At 38.5% G+C, this 20,219-nt stretch carries 17 protein-coding genes; 8 read left to right on the forward strand and 9 right to left on the reverse strand.

Annotation, left to right across the window (positions count from 1 at the left end):
- Window positions 1-18 precede the first annotated feature (18 nt).
- From WJR50_RS00770 to WJR50_RS00785, 4 genes are all read right to left on the reverse strand, one after another.
- Window positions 19-825 carry a DNA-primase RepB domain-containing protein gene (locus WJR50_RS00770; RefSeq protein ID WP_341291295.1) on the reverse strand — a complete coding sequence of 269 codons (807 nt, stop codon included), beginning with the start codon at window positions 823-825 and terminating at the stop codon, window positions 19-21.
- A gap of 245 nt (window positions 826-1,070) precedes the next feature.
- Entirely contained in the window at window positions 1,071-2,285 is a 1,215-nt protein-coding gene (locus WJR50_RS00775) for a primase-helicase family protein (protein WP_341291296.1), read from the reverse strand.
- A 63-nt stretch (window positions 2,286-2,348) separates the two neighbouring features.
- Complete coding sequence (locus WJR50_RS00780) at window positions 2,349-2,693, reverse strand: helix-turn-helix domain-containing protein (RefSeq protein WP_341291297.1); 345 nt, start codon at window positions 2,691-2,693, stop codon at window positions 2,349-2,351.
- A gap of 125 nt (window positions 2,694-2,818) precedes the next feature.
- Window positions 2,819-3,745, reverse strand: coding sequence for a hypothetical protein (locus WJR50_RS00785; protein ID WP_341291298.1), 927 nt, complete (start codon window positions 3,743-3,745; stop codon window positions 2,819-2,821).
- Between the two features lie 134 nt (window positions 3,746-3,879).
- Here WJR50_RS00785 and hsdR point away from each other — a divergent pair, with 134 nt between their 5' ends.
- From hsdR to WJR50_RS00820, 7 genes are all read left to right on the forward strand, one after another.
- Window positions 3,880-6,255, forward strand: coding sequence for an EcoAI/FtnUII family type I restriction enzme subunit R (hsdR, locus tag WJR50_RS00790; RefSeq protein WP_341291299.1), 2,376 nt, complete (start codon window positions 3,880-3,882; stop codon window positions 6,253-6,255).
- Between the two features lie 2 nt (window positions 6,256-6,257).
- Window positions 6,258-7,499, forward strand: coding sequence for a PDDEXK-like family protein (locus WJR50_RS00795; protein ID WP_341291300.1), 1,242 nt, complete (start codon window positions 6,258-6,260; stop codon window positions 7,497-7,499).
- The gene (locus WJR50_RS00800; protein ID WP_341291301.1) at window positions 7,465-8,904 is read left to right on the forward strand and encodes a type I restriction-modification system subunit M; all 1,440 of its coding nucleotides are present in this window, start codon (window positions 7,465-7,467) and stop codon (window positions 8,902-8,904) included. The genes WJR50_RS00795 and WJR50_RS00800 overlap by 35 nt, the downstream gene beginning before the upstream one ends.
- Before the next feature lie 115 nt (window positions 8,905-9,019).
- A complete protein-coding gene (locus WJR50_RS00805; RefSeq protein WP_341291302.1) occupies window positions 9,020-10,879 on the forward strand; it encodes a restriction endonuclease subunit S in 1,860 nt (619 codons plus the stop codon).
- Between the two features lie 194 nt (window positions 10,880-11,073).
- Window positions 11,074-12,231 carry an ImmA/IrrE family metallo-endopeptidase gene (locus WJR50_RS00810; protein ID WP_341291303.1) on the forward strand — a complete coding sequence of 386 codons (1,158 nt, stop codon included), beginning with the start codon at window positions 11,074-11,076 and terminating at the stop codon, window positions 12,229-12,231.
- Entirely contained in the window at window positions 12,228-12,800 is a 573-nt protein-coding gene (locus WJR50_RS00815; protein ID WP_341291304.1) for a DUF4411 family protein, read from the forward strand. Before WJR50_RS00810 ends, WJR50_RS00815 begins: the two co-directional genes overlap by 4 nt.
- A 42-nt stretch (window positions 12,801-12,842) precedes the next feature.
- A complete protein-coding gene (locus tag WJR50_RS00820) occupies window positions 12,843-13,721 on the forward strand; it encodes a hypothetical protein (protein ID WP_341291305.1) in 879 nt (292 codons plus the stop codon).
- On the opposite strand, the gene WJR50_RS00825 is transcribed toward WJR50_RS00820, so the two are convergent.
- From WJR50_RS00825 to istA, 4 genes are all read right to left on the reverse strand, one after another.
- Window positions 13,714-14,430, reverse strand: a complete 717-nt coding sequence (locus WJR50_RS00825) for an HNH endonuclease (protein WP_341291306.1) — start codon at window positions 14,428-14,430, stop codon at window positions 13,714-13,716. The two genes, WJR50_RS00820 and WJR50_RS00825, sit on opposite strands and share 8 nt — an antisense overlap.
- Window positions 14,427-15,173, reverse strand: coding sequence for a hypothetical protein (locus WJR50_RS00830; protein WP_341291307.1), 747 nt, complete (start codon window positions 15,171-15,173; stop codon window positions 14,427-14,429). The genes WJR50_RS00825 and WJR50_RS00830 overlap by 4 nt, the downstream gene beginning before the upstream one ends.
- Before the next feature lie 696 nt (window positions 15,174-15,869).
- A complete protein-coding gene (istB, locus tag WJR50_RS00835; protein WP_341291308.1) occupies window positions 15,870-16,607 on the reverse strand; it encodes an IS21-like element helper ATPase IstB in 738 nt (245 codons plus the stop codon).
- A 25-nt stretch (window positions 16,608-16,632) separates the two neighbouring features.
- Complete coding sequence (gene istA, locus WJR50_RS00840) at window positions 16,633-18,210, reverse strand: IS21 family transposase (protein WP_341291309.1); 1,578 nt, start codon at window positions 18,208-18,210, stop codon at window positions 16,633-16,635.
- Between istA and WJR50_RS00845 the strand changes: the two genes are divergently transcribed.
- Window positions 18,209-18,334, forward strand: a complete 126-nt coding sequence (locus WJR50_RS00845; protein ID WP_341291310.1) for a hypothetical protein — start codon at window positions 18,209-18,211, stop codon at window positions 18,332-18,334. The genes istA and WJR50_RS00845 overlap by 2 nt on opposite strands.
- Here the strand turns inward: WJR50_RS00845 and WJR50_RS00850 are convergent.
- The gene (locus WJR50_RS00850) at window positions 18,315-20,054 is read right to left on the reverse strand and encodes an SBBP repeat-containing protein (protein WP_341291311.1); all 1,740 of its coding nucleotides are present in this window, start codon (window positions 20,052-20,054) and stop codon (window positions 18,315-18,317) included. The two genes, WJR50_RS00845 and WJR50_RS00850, sit on opposite strands and share 20 nt — an antisense overlap.
- Window positions 20,055-20,219 lie beyond the last annotated feature (165 nt).

Consider the following 20,219-nt stretch of genomic DNA (forward strand, 5'->3'; position numbering starts at 1 on the left):
TTTAAACTTTAATATCCATTATAAATTTAGGGAATTCAAATTAAGTCTCTTCTTAGCATTCTTAATCGTAGTCCATACATATTTTGGTCCGTGTTTTCTTTTTTCTACGGCTTTGTCTCTTAATATTAAGGTTTCATAAATTTCCTGATCACTACATCCTCGTTTCAACATCTGGCAGGTAATTGCAAAATCTTCACGGCTTCTGTCTGCAAATGATTTTTGTGGAATGCGTTTAGCAGCAGGAAAGTGATCATTTGAACACAAGCCCCCGGAGGGGGGAGAAATGTTGGAAATTTGATTAAATGCATATTGAAGTTTGACAAAAGGAAATAAACCACCCTCAGATTGATATTTTGGTTTTCTGTTTGCAAAATTTGGTAATCTACCTAAATGATCTGGATCGGCACTGCCAAGGTCAGCATTGAACCTTTCAGCTATAAATCTACAAATATGTAATGCTTCCTCTCTGGATTTGGGAGTTTCCTTAAGCTTTAGAAAAGCCTGATAATTATCAGGACTACTTTCCATAATGATTACAGGCTTTATTTGTCGAACTGATGCCAATTGATCCTTTGAAATATCATCAATAAATATATATCGCATTGATAGCGGCCTTGCGTAAATATGGAAACCTTGAGCGTTTAAACTTTTCAAAAAGTCAATGCTTTTGAATACCTGCGGGCCAGACCATATTCTTTTTTGCGGCTTTTTACCTTTTTCCTCTCTTTTTAAGTCATCAAAATACACCATTTGTACTCTATACTCCTTACATGGCATCATTTTCAGATATGTATCTACGGCTCTATGTGTTAGATCATTTTTCATTTGTATATAAATTTTATCCCCCAGGGGGGTGTGAAAACCAAATTGGACGTAGGTTGGTAGGAAAACTTAATTAATTGAAAGACAGCAGGTTATTTGATAGGTTGAACCAACATGATAATTGAAGAAAAAAATATGATGTTGGTTTGTTGGTTCAATGTTGGTTCTATGTAGGTGTTATAAGTAGCTGAAAAACAGTTACAAAAGACAAAATAACCAACAAGCCAACACACAAATTATAAAACCAATTATTTTGAGATTGCTCCGCTGGTATCAGTCTCTACAAAATCCTCTCTCAAAAAAGTGTAGTATCTACCTTGCTTGGTCATACTTAAAATCTCTGTACTCTCCGCTACAAAATAGTATGACTTGTAAGTAGAAGCATTAGCCTTGGGTTTAAGTCTCCATTTGTCCCTTAAAATAGAGCTTATATAGTGCCTATTAACATTTTTAACTCTAGCCTTAACAAGGCGCTCAATTAGCTCATCAATGACAAAATGAGCTTTATCTAAATTAAAGGTGAGCAAATAGTCAGAGATAATTTCTTTCAACTCTTTTTCTGCAATAGACTCGTTATTTTGCTTTAGTACAAGAAGTGCATCAGTTTCTATTTCCTCTGGAGGAAACCACATACGACTTTTACGTTCAGTTGTAATACCTCGGGAAATTAAATAGTGAAGGAAAGCAGGTATCTCTTGATTTAGTTTATCAAGTAAAAAGGGGTCATCATGAGTTAATGGGTTAATTTTTCTTACCCAATATCTGATTTCTTCACGATCTATGTAAATGAAATTCTTTTCATTATTTGAGCATAGGATAAACTTACCAAAAAAGGGAATTTCAATTTTATCCTTGCCTTTACCTTCTTCTTTTACTGTTTTAGATGTACTAAGATTTTTCATCCTCTCACTATCCTCTTTTCTATCTAAAAAGGTTTCATCCACGCCAATAATTGCTTTCCCAGTCCAGTCTGCATTAAACTTGCTTTTAAACTCCTCATTGGTATTTAGAGTCATGTTTCTCTGAAAAATAAGCTTAAGCCAATTTAGGAAAGTGGTTTTACCGGTATTCATTTCTTGACTGACTAAACATAGCACTGGTAATTTTTCAATAGGCCTTAAATACAATAAAGCCATATATTCTATCCCTAACTCCAATTGGTCACCAAAAATATGTTTAAGGAAAGTCATAGTACTACTGATCTCACCCATTTTAGGTTGATGAGATAATTTGTGGTATATATTATAACAGCCATGTATTTCCTGTTGAAAGTTTAGGTGATCGGGCACCGAAACAAAAGAGTTATATGTAGGAATATCGTAAATAAACTTTTTACCGTGGTCATCCACAATTGCTTGTCGGCTCCAGGGCACCATAATGGTATCAGTAGAGCCATTAAAGAGATTAGGCTTTTCAATGATTTTGTAATATTGGGTTCCGACCCTGATATATTCGTTAGTCATAATTTTTGTACTTTAACGTGTGAAAAATTTAAAAGTAGAAGTGCAAGTAGATTAGGTGAGAATCTATCTACTCCACTTCCTTTTTCGGATATCAGCTCTTATCTCTTCTCTTTCAGCATCTTTTGTTTTAGTGCGCTGCTTTTCCTTCCAGGCAGCGAGTTCGGAGCGTTTGCAAAAAATCCTTTTTCCAGAGCCGTAGGTATTGATCTCACCTCTGGAAGTACGGCCGTAAAAAGTTTGAAGTGCATCACCTAGAAATTCTGCGGATTCTTTGGCAGTCAGGTATTCATCACCTGATGAAAAATTACTGTGTTGCTCATTTTTCTGAAGCTCTTCTCTTATGATCTCTCGTAGAGAAGGGTAGACATGTGATTTCAGAAACGAATTGATTAATTGATCTGTATTCATTTTAGCGATATTTAGATTTAATTATCGCTAAGAGAAAAAAAGCAAGATGTAAGAGGAAAAGGTTAGTACTCTAGTACTAAAAAAATTTGATAAACACGGTTTTTTCAGACTTATGTACTAGAGTACTAATCTTTATTATTGAGCCATTTTAGGTAATGGTCTGGAAATTCAAATGACTCAGTGGAAAAGTCTTTATTAAAGTTGGTGGAAATATTAGCTACTTTTTTCTTCCTAAAATTTTGAGTATATCTGGTCAAAATCTCAGCATAGTCTTCTTTATCTTGACTTTTTTTCAATTTATGATTGTCCTTACAGAACCTATAGAAACAATAGATAAATGATTTGATAATTTGCTCCTGGCCAGGGAATAAATTTAATTTTACTGGCTCAGTGTCATCCCCTGAGCAAATCATGTTTACAAGTTTATAGACTATTTTCTCTTTAAGAAAGGGGTTTTTATCCCTAGGGTTCAATTGGGTTAAAAGTATAAAATAGTCAAGCATATCTGTTGGAGAGAGAGCATTAAAGCTATTAAACTTTACCAATTTCTTTTCAGTCTCAATCTCTTCTAATAACTGATGAGTTAAGTCAGAAAGATTATCTTTTAGGTCATAATATGCATTGTATGCTCCTAGCAGCTTTGCGATATCTTCCGGAGAGGCTTTTTTAACATATTCATAATCAAAATAGTGTGTAGTCCTGGTTGACGCATTTGCATCTTGATGCTTCTGATGAAAGGATTCTTTAATGTCCTTAAAAGGACCTTCTATAAACCTTTCAAGCTCATAGTCAAAATCTGGATTCTTATACTTCTGGAATTTTCTGAATAACTCTCTTCTAAACCAGCTTTTTCTTGGCTTTCCCTCAGATGTATATCCTTCACACTCCAATTCTTTAATTATATGAAATCTATGCAGGTTGTATTCTTCAATGATATCTTGATGAAGTTGGTATACTTCTTTATTTAAAAGCATGTCTTTCAATATACTTCTTTCAATTTGCTGAATGTTTTCATATTCCTCACGATAAATTTGCGTGTATTTCCCTGCCATTGCGATAAAAAAGTATCAAAAACAAACATAATTGTTGAAAGGAAAATAGAAAAAAGCACATTAAATCATACAAATAAATGTAAAAATCCATAAGTATTGGTTATTATTAGTCCCCCATAGGAGAAACCCATAATATGACAACCAAAAAATCCTTTTCCGAACGTGACATTTGCACAAAATACATTGTCCCAGCTTTACAAAAGGCGGGTTGGGATATTCAGAAACAGATTAGGGAGGAATGGTCATTTACGGATGGGAGGGTAATAGTCAGAGGACAAAAACATACCAGGGCTGCGCCCAAACGAGCGGATTATGTACTGTTCTATAAGTCTAATATGTTGGCCGTGATTGAGGCCAAAGATAATAATCACTCCATTGGTTCCGGTATGCAACAGGCAAAGGAATATGCTGAAGTGCTGGACACACTCTTTGTATACAGCACTAATGGCGATGCTTTTTTGGAGTTTGATAAAACTAAAACTGAAGGTGATGTAGAAAAAGAGTTGAGCCTGGATAGCTTTCCTTCTCCAGAGGAGTTGTGGAGGCGGTACTGCCAATACAAAGGTATTGGGATTGAACAGGAGCCTATCGTAAAAGAGGAAAACCATCTGGATGAAACCGAGATGGAACCTCGCTATTACCAGCAGATTGCTATCAACCGTACCGTAGAAGCAGTGGCGAAAGGACAGGATCGTATTTTACTGGTAATGGCCACTGGTACGGGTAAAACTTATACCGCTTTCCAAATCCTTTGGAAGCTGTGGAAATCCAAGCGGATCAAAAGAGTATTGTTCTTAGCTGACCGTAATATCCTGGTTGACCAGGCCCGTACTGGAGATTTTCGTCCTTTTGGCAGTGACATCATGACCAAGGTACAGAATCGTGAGGTAGATAAATCTTATCAGGTTTACTATGCGCTTTACCAAAGCCTCACCGGTAATGAAGAGTATAAGAATATATTCAATCAGTTCTCACCAGACTTTTTTGATATTATCGTAGTAGATGAGTGCCACCGGGGGAGTGCCAAAGCTGAGTCTGCCTGGAGAGAGGTTTTAACTTACTTCAATACCGCAATTCATCTCGGACTTACTGCGACACCCAAAGAAACCAAGGACACTTCCAACATTCACTACTTTGGTGAACCGGTATATACTTATAGTCTCAAGCAAGGGATTGAAGATGGCTTCCTGGCTCCCTACAAAGTTATTAGGGTAAGTCTTAATGTAGATGAAGGTTATCGCCCTGAATCCGGTAAGGTAGATAAGTACGGCAATCTGATAGAAGATAGGGAATATAATACAAAAGACTTTGACCGTTCGCTGGTCATTGATAACCGTACACGTGAAGTAGCCAAAAGGGTAAGTCAGTACCTTAAAAAAACGGATCGCTTTGCCAAAACCATTATTTTCTGCGTTGACACGGAGCATGCGGAACGGATGCGTCAGGCTATTGTCAATGAAAATAGTGATTTGATACAGCAATACCCCAAATATGCAGTACGCATCACCGGAGATGATGAAATAGGCAAAAATGAGCTGTACAATTTTACCTCAGTAAAAGAAAAAGTACCTGTAGTAGCGACTACTTCCAAGCTGTTAACCACTGGAGTAGATACCAAAATGGTAAAAATCATAGTGCTTGAATCTGGTATACAGTCTATGACAGAGTTTAAGCAGATCATTGGTAGAGGTACTCGCTTGCGAGAGAAGGAAGGTAAGCTATTCTTTACCATCATTGACTTCCGCAAAGTAACGAAATTATTTGCTGACCCTAACTTTGATGGCGATCCGGTACAAATCTATGACGTTGATGAAGAGGAAGATATTCCCTCACCGGATGATGAGCAGACCGATGATATCCCAGGGGATAATTCTGATGATGCAGGAGATGATTTTCCCCCGCCACCGGACATTCCCGATACTCCAGATGATGATAATCACGCAAAACCCCGCAAGTACTACGTGAATGATGTTGCGGTACGGGTAATTAATGAAAGAGTGCAGTATTACGGGGCAGATGGTAAGCTGATTACCGAATCTCTAAAAGATTATTCCCGCAAAAAGTTACTGGACGAATTTGAATCTATGGATGATTTTCTGCTAAGATGGTCGGCCAGCGAGCGAAAAGAAGCTATTATAGACGAACTGGCTGCCAAAGGAGTGTTTTTTGAAGAGCTGGAAGAGGAAATAGGTAAAAAGATTGATCCTTTTGACATGATTTGCCATATCGCATTTGATCAACCGCCTCTTACACGTAAAGAGCGTGCGGAAATGGTGCGTAAAAGAAATTACTTTACCAAGTACGGTGAGGAAGCCAGGCAGGTACTAAGTGCTTTATTGGATAAATATGGCGATGAAGGTATTTCTTCCCTGGAAAATAACTCCGTACTGCGGGTACGCCCTCTTAGCGATATAGGTACGCCATTAGAGATTGTTAAAAAATTTGGCAAAAAACCTGATTTTGAGCAAGCGATAAGCGAATTGGAACAAGAACTATATAAAAGGGCATAGGCATGACTGAAGAAATACTTCAACGAGAATATCTGAATTTTATTCATAGCCAATCTGTATCAGAATTAGATCAAGCCTTATCAGAGCCTAATATTTTTCAGATTCTCAATATTGAGCATCGTGAACTCATGCACTCAAACTTTCTTGCCTGGTTGATGCAGCCTAATGAAACACATGGCTTGGGATGTGTATTTATTAAATCATTTCTAAGAGAAATTTTTATTGATAACAAAGCCATTGGCTTAAGCGCAGTAGATGCGGAGAAACTTGATTATGAAAAGCTGGTAGTGCTTAGAGAGTGGAGAAATATTGATCTCTTTTTGAGATTTCCAAATTTGGTGATATGTATTGAGAATAAAATACACCACTCAGAGGATCCAAACCAGCTTACTAAATATCGTGACATTATTTTAGGTGAGTATCCATCTGAAGAGATCAAGAAGGTATTTATATTCTTAACGCCTTACGGAACTCCTAGTATTAAACTATCAGATATTTATATTTTCTGTTCATACAATTTAATAGCTAATAACCTTAATAGAATATTAATTACACGTCAAAACTTCCTCAATAATAGCTCAAAGCTATTCCTACAAAATTATTACACCTCAATCCAAAGTTATCTTATGAATAGTAGCAATAGTATTGATATCGCTAGGGAAATATACCAAAATCATCGTAAACTGATAGAGTTTATCTATGCACACAGACCTATTCCGAAAGACGATTTTATGCGATTTGGAAAGGAGTTTCTTCAATCTAAAGGACTGTATATAGGAAGCTGTCAAGATTACTTTATTCGTTTCTTACCTCAAACAATTAAAGAGCTGGTTCCGGTGAACATGGGAAGTGTCAATGAAGGGTGGGCAAATGGTGAAGCATTTCTGTTTGAGTTTAAGTTACACGCTGAGGAAATTGCTTTTCAAGTAACTGCCGCACCAACACGAAGCGATGAAGAAAAAGCCTACAGAAATTTTTTAGAAACTATAATGCCTGGATATACTCCAGATACTAAAACTTCCCAAGAAAGTTGGATTTACTTTTATTGGAATAAAATATCTATCAATATTGAGGATGGATTTATTAGTATGAATAAAGCTATGCGAGAATTTCAATACTGTTGGGATAAATGCAAAGAAAAGATGGAGGCTGTGGAGCAAGCTTTTTTAGAAAATAAGGATGAACTAATTAAACTAAAAGAAAAAGTAGATGAGCAACTTAAGCGGAACGATCAAATCAATTAGGGATATCATGCGGCAGGATGCGGGAGTGGATGGTGATGCTCAGCGTATCTCCCAAATGGTTTGGATGATCTTTCTGAAAGTATTTAGCGATAAGGAAAAAGAATGGGACCTGATGATTGAAGGTTACACTTCTCCCGTACCGGATAAATTGCAATGGGATAACTGGGCTGCCGATGAGGAAGGGATGACAGGGGATGAACTGCTCAACTTTGTGAATAATGAGCTGTTTGAAACGCTGAAAAACCTGGACGTTACCCCCAAATCTAACCCCCAGGGCTGGATTGTAAAGCAGGTGTTTGAAGACACCTACAACTACATGAAAAGCGGTACGCTGATACGCCAGGTAGTGAATAAAATCAACCAGATTGATTTTAACCGTTCAGAGGATCGCCACCTTTTCAATGATATTTACGAAACCATACTGAAAGAACTGCAATCCGCTGGTTCTGCGGGAGAGTACTATACGCCCCGTGCGGTCACGCAATTTATGGTGGATATGACTGATCCTCAGATCGGTGAGGCTATGCTTGATCCCGCATGTGGTACGGGAGGCTTTTTGACCTGTGCCATAGAGCATATGCGTACCAAGCTGGAAAACCCTACTGACATACAGACCTTGCAAAACAGCTTCAGAGGGGTAGAAAAAAAGCCCTTGCCGCATATGCTGGCTACGACCAACCTGATGTTGCACGATATGGAAGTGCCGGTGATACGGCATGATAATTACCTGAGCCGTTCGTATGATTCCTGGACGGATGAGGATGCGGTAGACGTAATTCTGACTAACCCTCCTTTTGGAGGTACGGAAGAAGAAGGAATAGATACTAATTTTCCGCCCAAGTTCCAGACTAAAGAAACAGCAGACCTTTTCCTGGTACTGATTCTGGCCATGCTTAAAGAAGGTGGGAGAGCAGCGGTAGTATTACCCGATGGTACGCTCTTTGGCCAAGGTGTGAAAACCCGTATTAAGGAAGAGCTACTGAGCAAATGTAATCTGCATACTATTGTACGCTTACCAAATGGAGTATTTAATCCCTATACCAGTATCAAAACCAATTTGCTGTTTTTTGAGAAGGGTAAACCCACCGAAGAAATTTGGTATTATGAACATCCTTATCCTGAAGGGCAGAAAAGCTACAACAAAGGCAAACCCATCAACATCAAAGAGTTTGATGCGGAAAAAGCCTGGTGGAATAACAGGGTGGAGAGTGAGTACGCCTGGAAAGTAGGTATAGAGGAAATTAAAAAGCGGAATTATAACCTGGATATCAAAAATCCTAATGCACCAGAATCCATCATTGGTGATCCGGATAAGCTGTTGGAAGCCTACCAGCAGAGCCATGCCAAAATGAATGCGCTACAACAGCAGATTCTACAGGTATTGGACAATGCCCTTAGTCATTAATGATACCATAGGTACGCAGCCTCTGCGAAACGAGGTACGCTGAATCACGCAAAACTCATTACGCAAATGTACGCAGAGCTTGCGTACATTAAACCCACAAGCTTAAAACAACTTTATGCAGCAGCTATTAGCACAACTACATACATTAACCTTAAACCCCGCCAATGCTGAGCGTTTGAAGCAATTGGTACTGGAATTAGCCGTAAGGGGCAAGCTTACGGAGCAATGGCGTAAAGAAAACCCAATTGCGGGAACAGGTACGCAAAATGGTACCGAGCCTGCAAGCGTACTTTTAGAACGCATCCAGGCTGAGAAAGCCCAACTCATCAAAGAGAAGAAAATCAAGAAAGAAAAGCCTCTCCCTCCCATAGAACCTAATGAAATTCCTTATGAATTGCCGGAGGACTGGGAATGGTGTAGGTTAATCAATATTTGTCATTTAATAACCGATGGAACTCATCATACTCCGAAGTATCAGGAAAGCGGGATTCCTTTTTTATCGGTAAAAAATATCAGCAAAGGTTATCTTGATTTTTCAGATACTAAATTTATTTCTGAAGAAGAGCATTCAAAATTAATTGAAAGGTGTCATCCAGAATACCAAGATATTCTACTCACAAAAATAGGTACAACCGGAATAGCAAAAGTCATACATACAGAAACTCCATTCAGCATTTTCGTGAGTGTTGCCTTATTAAAGTTTAACCATGAAGTACTAAACCCAAACTATCTAGAGCTTGTGTTAAATTCTCCTTTTGTAAAAAGACAATCAGATGAAGGAACTGAAGGAGTAGGAAACAAGAATCTCGTACTAAAAAAAATTAAGAACTTCTTAATTACAATCCCTCCCCTTGCCGAACAAAAAGCTATCGTCAGTATCGTAGATGAGTTGATGGAGCGGATAGATGCGCTCAATGAGGAAGCCAAAGTACGCATACAGACCAAACATAAACTTGCCGAAGCAGCCCTCCACCATCTTACCCAGCCGAGTGCTGCCCAGCCTGGAGAGGCCCAACCGGGTGCTGCCCAGCCTGGAGAAGATTTCAGTAAGCGTTGGCAATTCGTCAAATCCAACTTCAAGCTACTTTTTGATGATGAAAGTACGGTGAAAAAGCTGCGGGAAAGCATACTGCAATTAGCGGTACAAGGCAAACTTACTGAGCAGTGGCGTAAAGCCAATCCGGTTACGGAAGCAGGTACGCAAAATGGTACGGAACCTGCGAGCGTACTTTTAGAACGTATCCAAGCCGAGAAAGCCCAACTCATCAAAGAGAAGAAAATCAAAAAGGAAAAACCCCTCTCCCCCATAGATCCTGATGAAATTCCTTATGAATTACCGGAAGGATGGGAATGGTGTAGGTTGGGGGAGGTAATTGAATCTCTGAATAATGGACTTTATAAGCCTGCAAAGTTTTATACTGATAAGGGTATTATAAGCTTAAGGATGTACAACATTAATAAGGGTAGAATTAATTTTAGGGACGTAAGAAGAGTAGAACTTACAAATGAGGAGCTTGAAGCTTATTATTTAGAAGCAAATGATATATTGATAAATAGAGTAAACAGCGCAGAGTTGATTGGAAAATCTGCCATCATCCCTATGCATAATGAAAGTTTAGTTTATGAAAGTATGAACATGAGAGCTAGATTAGTTTTTAAGGATAGACTCGCTTTTTATATTAATCTACTTCTTCAAACACAGTATGCAAGGAACTATATGCAAGAAAGTGCGAAACATGCTATTGGCCAGTCATCAGTAAATCAAACAATTGTTGCTAATTTATTTGTACCTCTTCCCCCCCTTGCCGAGCAGAAAGCCATCATCAGCATAGTAGATGAGTTACTAAGCTTGTGTGATCAATTGCAAGCCCATGCAGTCACTGCTAAAGAACAGGAAGAAGCCCTCATGCAAGCTCTCATGCATCAGGTCTTCCATCCGAAGGAGGAGGAGAGAGAAGTTAATGTAGTATCCTAAGTTTATCTTTGTTTTTCTTTACGAAATGTAATGGTGTAAAAATTCGTTATCTTAGCGGAAAAAACCTGATGCGCCGGCAGTATTCTGAGCAACGTTCTAACTGAATGATCTTCGTAAATTAATGAATTGCGAAGGTGAATAATATTTTTCACCAGCTTAACAAGTCAACCAATTAGAGAGGAGAAATTAAATTCTTGAAAGTAGAGCATAACATATCACGTCTCAGGCATCTGATGCAAATGTACCGTCTTTCAGAAGATGATCTTTTGCAAGTTGTTAGTGAGGGATTAAAAAAGCCCCTTAACTGGGAGGATATTTTTGGAAATGAAATCACGCTCAATAACCTGAAGAGATTAGATAAATTATTTAACAAGGGGTTACACTACTACCTTGACCCGGCAGCTCCCGAAACTTCTAAGGATACAAGTATTTTTTTCAGAAAGCAAAACTTTGTGACTAATGAACTGAGCTTCGGGGCTGTCAAGATTGTCAATGAATTTGAAGAGCAAAAGCTTTCACTAGAATCAATTGCCAGGCTTTCCGATGTGGAATTTACCAGGATCATACAGCCTTACAGTACAGGGAATAGCCCAAAGGAAGTAGCAGGAGCAGTACGGAAGCTGCTGTATCCACAGTTTACAATACATAGAAGAGATTTTTTAAAATCATTTATTTCCAATCTTGCTGATTACAATATCCTGGTTTTTGAGTTTGTAGAAACCTGGAATAAGAAGGAAAAAGCAAACATTGATGGCTTTTTTTTAAAACCCAATGCAATTGTCTTAAAGAGGCATCAGGCATTTAGAAGGGAAATTTTTACGCTGGCCCATGAGTTAGGACATTATCTACTTGATGAAGAAGAAATTGAAAGATTAGAATACAACCAAATGGCGAATAGGAACCTTTCAGGTGTTGAAAGGTGGTGCAATGATTTTGCTTATTTCTTTCTGGCGGGAGAATACGCTGATATTTTGGATGCACTTGAAAAAGCAAACTCAAAGAATGATTATCACTTTGACACTGTTGAGGAAATTTCAAGAAATACACATCTAAGCGAATTAGCATTATTTACCAGGCTCCTGTATCAAAACCAGCTATCCGCCACTAACTATAATAAGATAAAATCTGATTATGATGAGCGACACAGGTTAAGGGAAGAGGAAAAAGAAAGAGAAAAGCTTTTATTGAAAGAGCAAGGTATTGAGCAACGTGGCGCTGTTCCCAAACCCATTTCTTCTCCATTATTCATATCTACTATCCAATCTGCTTACTACGAAGGTATTCTCAATGAATACGAAGTAAGTAAAAGGCTTAAGATTAAGCCTGAGAAATTAGATCAATTTATTCAATGATAATAGTAATTGATACAAGCTCCCTGCTGGCTTTAGTCCGTTACTACGGACGATTTGACAAGGATAAAAAATTGTTCAAGTTCTTCAGATCAAAGGTGGAGACGGGTGAAATCGTTGTTATTGATGAGGTCTTAAATGAATGTAAAGGAACAGCAAAAGGCTTGGTCGTCAAATTCTTTGAATTTTTGGTGAACAAAGAATTACAAAAAGAGCACAAATACCCTGTTAGAACAAAGGATATAATAGCTCCTGCCCCTGCAAAATTTTTAAATCAGGTTGATAATAATTTTAAAGCTCCCGGCGCTAAAAAGTTAACCGATGCACAGTATCAGGTCATGAAAAATGATTTTTTGGCTTCTGCCGATATGAGAATGATCTTGTATGTCTTGAACGAACTACATATAAACCCTGAGTTGGATATCAGAATAGTAACAGAAGAAACTGAGGGAAGTAATGATAACAAAGCTTTTAAGAAAATACCTGCTATATGCCAGTTCCTGAATATCAAAGTTCAAACTATACCGGAACTACTTGAGGACGTTGACGGGATAGATTTGGAAATTGGATGAGAGACACTAACGAATTGCCTCAATCTACCAACAATATCTAAGATGAATAGCTTCTACAGTATCATACGATTTGTGAGTAACCAATGGAGCAACGAAAATATCGCTGTTGGATTACTCATTGTGTCCAGTGAAAAGCTATTTTTTAAAGTTTCGGATCGGAAACTTCGTTTAGCAAAAAGTCTTGACTCTAATGCTCAGAAGTTGTTTAGGCTTTCAATCAAACAGCTAGAAGATTTTGTAGAAGGTGAAAAGAAAATCATCAGAGAAAGCAATTATTCTGTCCTTCCTCTGGAAAAATCTAAATTGAATCAGGCTTTTGTGGAGCGTCTTCACCGTTATAGCAAAGGCATCTTACAATTTTCTTCTCCTGAACTTATTAATAAGGATTTTGATGAGAGTTCATTTTTGAAATACTATGGGAAAATGGTAGATGCATCTGAGATATCTCATAAAAGAGAAAGAGTTGTAACAGAATTTCATAGAAAAATTGAGAATAGACTGCATGATCCATTAAGGGAAAGAGTAGATGTGAACTACTCTCTTAAAAAAGAATCTTTACCTAATTTGTATTTTGATTATGACTTAGAAAATATCGGTGTGAATGGAGCTGTGATTGCTTCAGCTTCCATTGATCTAAATCATGATCGTATAGATGTTTTGCAGAAAAAGTTAGCCGAATATGAAACCGTAGTTGATCGCTTAAAGCTTTTTGCAAAAAGTAAAGATATAGGGGGTGATCATAGCTTTTTCCTCATTGCTGATAATTATAAGGGTAAAACTCCCTCCAACATGGAGCTAGACTCATTATTGAAGGGAGGAATTAGTAATAAATTTAAGCGTTTTACTACTTCTGAGCTTGATAAAATCGTGAAAGAAGTAAAGAAGAAAAAAGCTACTAAGTTTTCAGAACTTGTTAAGTAAGCACTAGCTTATTTTCTTTAATCACCTTCCTTAGCTCTTCAATGGGTATTGGAGGGTTTTTCTTATGCAGCATAGCATGGCAATTTGGACAAACCGGAATGAGGTCTTTTTCAGGGTCTACCTGGTAAGTCTCATTTTTGGCTGCCAGAGGCTCTACATGGTGTACATGGATAAACCCTTTTCCTAACACCCCATAGGTCTGCTCAAAGTCAAATTCACAAACCTGGCAGCTAGCACCGTATTTTTGAATGCATATTTTACGAGCCTCTCTGTTTCGTTCGTAGGCATTGACTATAATCTGCCTTTTTGCTCCCTCTACATACTCTTTAGGGTCATCAGGCAACTCATCGGGAAGTATAGTCTCACTTTTCTGAATACCATAGTCGTTTAATGCAGCTACAAATGCGGGCCTCAATATCCATTTGAAAGAATTATCTTCTTCTTTGCCTTCAGCTAAGGTAAACCACCACCTTGAAGTCTCATCCTTTCTTAAAGGAGGGGCATAATCAAGGAAATCAGCTATTCTTCTACCTAATCTTCCAAACTTACCATTAATCACGACAAGCGAAGACTTACCTAAAATCCTGGCAATTTGTTCAGAGGAAGCTTTGCATCCATCTAAATCAATATACGCCTGTAGCATATCTCTGTCATGTTCTTTCCAAACAGCTTCTAAAGCATTCAGATATTGTTCTTTGCTAATGTTCATTTCAGATTAGTTTTTATGGGAAGTTTTTCAATTCTAGCCAGGAAAATGAGGGCGGGTAAGTAGGTTGTCATACCATTTTCATTTTCAAAGCATGTCATCTCAGCTAATTCAGGCTTAATTTTCCATACATATCCCCAACTTGGAGAGTTAGGCGACAATTCCGTTTTAATTTTCTTGTAGGCAGCGTCAATATCAAAACCCTTCATCACATCTTTATAGGTAGTATCTTGCTTGATTTTTAGATAGACAGGGAGAATTAATAAAGGAATTGAGACTGCTGAGTTAGATATACAGTAGCCAGTGAGATTCTTATTATTAAAGCTTTTGATCTGTTCGTTGACTCTTTGGCATTCCGTTGATAGCTCCTGAGTAACTACATTGGAGTGTAAATAAAAGTAGCTTTGCTTTAGCTCAATAAAAAAATCTGTATTACGATAATGTGCCCAGAAATCAGCCCATCCAAAAATCTCTTTTTTTCCAGAAGCAAGCTTCTTCTGCATTGGGCATTCTGTTTGGAAAGTATCTGCAAATTTGGATAATGCGTAAGCCAGCATACCCGTAGATTGCTTTTCTCTGTACGCAAACGGAGGCTCATGCACAGTCTTCATGAATGTTTCTGAATATTTTATGCATCCAGCAACAAGTTCTTTGAGAAAATCATTGGCCTTACGGATATTAGGGCCATCGGGTACTTTGTTTTCAAGCTTAGCCTTTCCAGCACCTCTCAGTGTAATACTTTCCATTGGTTTTTTTTGAGATAAATATCTATAAAAAAACCGCTATAGATTTGTACATATATAAGCATAAGGTATTTGGGTAAGTAAATTTGAAAAAGAGGAGGGGGACTAGCAATGAAGGTTCGCAGATACTGCGTAATACTTTGCGTAAAGATTAGCGTAAAAAATCTGCGTGCAAATCCGTGACTTATCAAGACATCTTAAATGCAGGGCACTACCTACAAAAAGCCCTTTCATTGGGCCATTTTAAAAGCTTTCTTTAGATTAGTACCATAATAGTGCTGCTATGTATATATGCCAGAACAGTGTATTGAGATAATCAATTTTGGAAAAGAAATGATATTCTTCAATCAAGGTACGCAATCATTGCGATATTATCTGCGTAAAAACCTGCGTAACACTCCGTACTCTACTATTGTGTAATATTTTCTATCACTGACTATGTAAGAGAATCATTTAGTATTGTTCACACTTGATATAGCGATAATCCAACCTAAAAGAATACTAAGAACATAAAATTACTAGTAGAGCTTTAAAGATTTCCCTGCTGTAAATGCATGGGCTGCCAAACACTCTGAAGAGGGCACATATTACGTCCTTCAGTTAGAACTTTAGTGCTACCGTGCATATTTCGGTGATACCGTGCCACCCATTTCGCTCCAAAGGGTGCCACTTTTCCATGACTAAAATAGGAGATAATTTTTATCCTTTCAGTTTTTTCTTTTTCCTCAGTGACTCACCCTCTAAAGAGATTCTATGTGAGGCATGCACTAGTCGGTCCAAGATAGCATCTGCAATAGTGCCTTCACCGATCGTACCATGCCATTGAGCTACCGGTATCTGAGAGACTACAATGGTAGATGACTTGCCATACCGATCTTCCAGGATGTCCATCAGAGCCTGCCTGGCATACTGATCAAAGGGATTGAGCCCAAAGTCATCCAAGACCAGCAGATCCATCTTCTGGATTCTCTTGAGAAGCTTAACATAGGTACCATCTAGCTTGGCAATCTTTACTTCTTCCATCAGACGAGCAGTACTATAATACTGTACTTTGTGGAGCATCTGGCAAGCTGCCACACCAATGGCCTGAGCCAGATGGCTTTTGCCGACACCTGTGGGACCTGTGAAGATGATATTTTCAGCTTGCTTTAAGAAGTTCAGTCCCAGTAAGCGTTCACACTGATTCTTATCCAGATTTCTGCTGGTAGTGTAGTCTATGTCATGAGAGGATATCTGAGACCTGAAGCTGGCCTGTTTGATCAGGCTTTTAATCCTTCTGTTCTGCCGCTCTTCCCATTCCTGATCTACCAAAAGGGCGGTAAACTGATCTAGAGTGTAATCTTGATAGAGGTGATTTTGAAGGCTCTGGTGGTAGGTTTCAGCCATACCAAAGAGCCTGAGGTGTTTCATCTTTTCAATCGTTGCCTGTTGGTTCATAATGTATTGAGTTGGTTATAATAAGTTACTGATATGCCTGTGCGCCCCGGATGTTGTTATGCTGGGGTACGTGAGTATGTCTGGGGTCATCTGCCTGCTGTTCATCCATGTGGTTCTTGAGGATATTGTCAATGATCCTGTAGCTGTATTTACTTGCCATCAGTCCTAGCTTGCAGGCATTGCTGAGACGTTCTTTGCCATAGGATTTGACTAGCGATAAAATGCCCTGTGCCTGTTTGTAGCCCAGTTCCGGATAGTTGTACTGTGCGATGAGCTTGGTGATATAAGCCTCAATCTCAGGACTGATGGCTGCTCCTCTCTTGGCAAAGAACTCTGGACTCCAGGAGTTATAATACCGATGTGTGCTGGCCATGTGTTCTTTAATAATCGTATATCTTCCTGCACGATAGTCTCTGATGTGTGTGGCTATGCGATGGCGATTATGGAAGATCTCCACCACATCTTGAGTGTATTCAATTTGTACCTGTTGACCTACATACCGATAGGGTACGCTATAGAAGTGTTTGTCCGATGAGAAGAACACACACCCCATTCTCTGGACCTTGCCACGAGCATAATGCTTGATGGAATACTCTGTGGCAGGTAAGGCAGACAGCAAGGGTTTTTCTATCTCCAGAAAAAGCTCTTTCCTGCTGTAGGGCAAGTGTTGGAACCTGTACTGGTTATACTTTTCCACCAATATTGCTATCTCCCGGTTGAGTTCTGCTAATGAGAAGAATTGGTGTTGGCTTAAAGGATAAAAGATGCGCTGATAGACAATCTTTACTGCATTCTCTACCAATGCTTTATCCTTGGGATGATAGGCTCTGGCCGGATCTACCACACAGCCATAGTGTAGAGCAAAGTCCTTCAGCGTCTTATTAATCTGAGGTTGATATTTACAGCTTTTGCTAACGGCTGACTTCAAATTGTCCGAGACAATGGCTTCCGGTACTCCGCCGCAGAACGTCAGGCAATCGTTCATAGCCGATATGAAGTCTTCTCTACCCTGGCTGCGTACTGTCGTGACAAAGGTATATTGGCTGGCAGGAAGAACGGCTACAAAGACTTCTACCTCTATGACTTCTCCGGTATTGCGGTCAATGTAGTGGAGTTTCTTTCCTGTAAAATCAACGAATACCTTCTCCCCAGCTTTGTGTTCCAACTTGCTGCTAACCTTCTTACGGTCCTGCCACTGGCGAAAATAATGAACGAACTGCGTGTACTTATAGCCTTCGGGATGTTTATCCTGGTACTTTTGCCAAAGATGAAGCAGGGTACATCCAGGCTTGGTAAGTTCTTTCTGAAAAGAAGGGAAGTAACCACACAATTGCTCGTACAATACCTGATCATGATTTGTTCTAATAGGAAATAGGCCTTCCAGAGTAGCATCGTCCATAGCCAGTAGTTCCGGCCAGTTGTAGTCCAAGGAAGATAGATACTGCACGTAATCATTAACTGTGTTACGGCTTACATGTAGGAGATTAGCCGCTTCGCGATTGCTTTTTCCCTTTTGCTTCAGTAAAATAAGTTGTCTTAAATCCATGATATCAATTCTTTTTCCTGGCATCGTCTTTTTGATGCCATGTTCAAAAATTATCATGGAAAATTGGCATGGTTTGGAGCGAAATCCCTGGCACAGTTTCCTCCGAAATGACTGGCACTATATCAGCGAAATGGGTGGCACTATTTCGCCCGTTTTATCCACTACCGAACTAATATTCTGAAAGACTGACTGATTTTTTTTCCACTGACCAATAAAGTGTATAGTCCTGGCTTAATGTCACTCATGCTGAAATTTACTTTAGAAGAAGAGTCCGTTCGCAAATCTCCTCTTCTTATCAATATTCCTTTAGCGTTATAAATATGTATCTGTATTTTTCTATTTGGATAGCTTACTAAATTGATATAGCCTACCCCTGTAAGTGGATTAGGGTATATATGAGGCAAATTCAGCTCAATCATTTCTTTCGTGTTGGTAACTGTATTGTTTTTTTCACCAAGCTTTGCCCAAAATATACCACCACCATCTGTTGTACCGTTGTCGTTCAGAGCAACGCTTCCCCATTGAAAAGGCTGAGTAAATACACCCGTAAAATAAATGTCTCCAGATGAGCTGACAGAACTACCAAAAATAGCTTCATTCTGATTGCTTCCAAGACGGAAAGCATCATTAACATCCCCTGATTGATTTAACGTTGTGATATATATATCAGACCATCCACTTGATGAATCTGCTTCTAATTTTAATTCATCAAAATACCCAGTTCCTCCAAAAGTACCAGCTAAAACCGGCCCTTTGTTTTTGTTCAAAGCTAGACTGGTAGGATTAATATTTTGCGTACCTCCGAAGGTATTCAACCATCTAACTTCTCCTTCAGTATCAAATTCAGTAATTAATGTACTATTGGTTCTAGAAACGACCGGAAGGGCCATTATTTCCCCATCCAGTAGAAGCGTATCTCCATAAACACCCGCCATGATGGGATTTCCTTCTTTACCTATAATTACATGAGTACCTTCAGTAATTGTAGAAAATTTAGGTGTATTTAGCAGTTTTAACCATAGTGCTTTACCGGCAGAATTGTACTTAGTGAGAAACATTCCATTTGCTGGTTCATCAATTTGTATTTCGCCAAAATTGGCTGTTCCTTTACAACTACCGGTAACATAGAAGTTATCCAGCGAGTCAATTGCAATAGAAGTTACTGTATGAGAATCGGTTCCAGTACCACTTATACCTCGTACCCAAATCAGTTCACCATTTGAATCAAGTTTTGTTAAATAGATATTACTGCACCCACTACAGCTAGAACTTACTAAAGTAGTATCTTCAAAAGAAAAATTATTTTGAGGGAATTCGCCTACTACATATACATTGTCCTCAGAATCTGTTGCTAAGTCAATTCCATAATTAATTGCAAGAGCTTTGGGAAATTTTACCCACAAAAGATTACCAGTAGAATCATATTTGGCTAGAAAAGAATTAGTTGTACCAGAAGAAGGCTCAACTTGGTCTTCAAAAAAATAGTCATCTTTAATAGAGCCTGTAATGTAAATATTGGATTCTGAATCTATTGCTATGGCTGAGCTATAATCGTCAAATGTACTTCCAGCTTGCAGTACCCATTTGACGGTACCAGTAGTATCCAATTTAGCTAAAAAAATATCTCTGTTCCCAGTAGATGTTAAGGAATACTCTCCAAAGGTAGCCGAGTTACTGAAGACACCTGTTACAAATGAATTCCCTAAATTATCAGCTACAACATCATAGCCAACATCACTACCACTACCACCAAAAGACTTAGCGAACTTCCATGTAGATTGAGAAAAGGATACATTGAACAGGGACAAAATGATGACAGTAGTTAGACTAATTTTTTTTATCAAGGAAGAATCCTTAATCGTTATCTGACATTCTATCTCCTTTTTCAAGAATTTCTTCATACTAAAATCTGAATTTTGACAAAAATATATGCATTAAATTATTAATGAAGATAATATCGGAGTTCGTAGAAGTAGAATTTGCTCAACTAAGAAGATCGCTTCTAGAGTTGACCTTATAGCGGGTTTTAATCAAAAGATTTAAATGAGGGGGGTAAAGTTTTACCG

Source organism: Catalinimonas locisalis (genome assembly GCF_038039535.1).
In the GTDB taxonomy this organism is placed as follows: domain Bacteria; phylum Bacteroidota; class Bacteroidia; order Cytophagales; family Cyclobacteriaceae; genus Catalinimonas.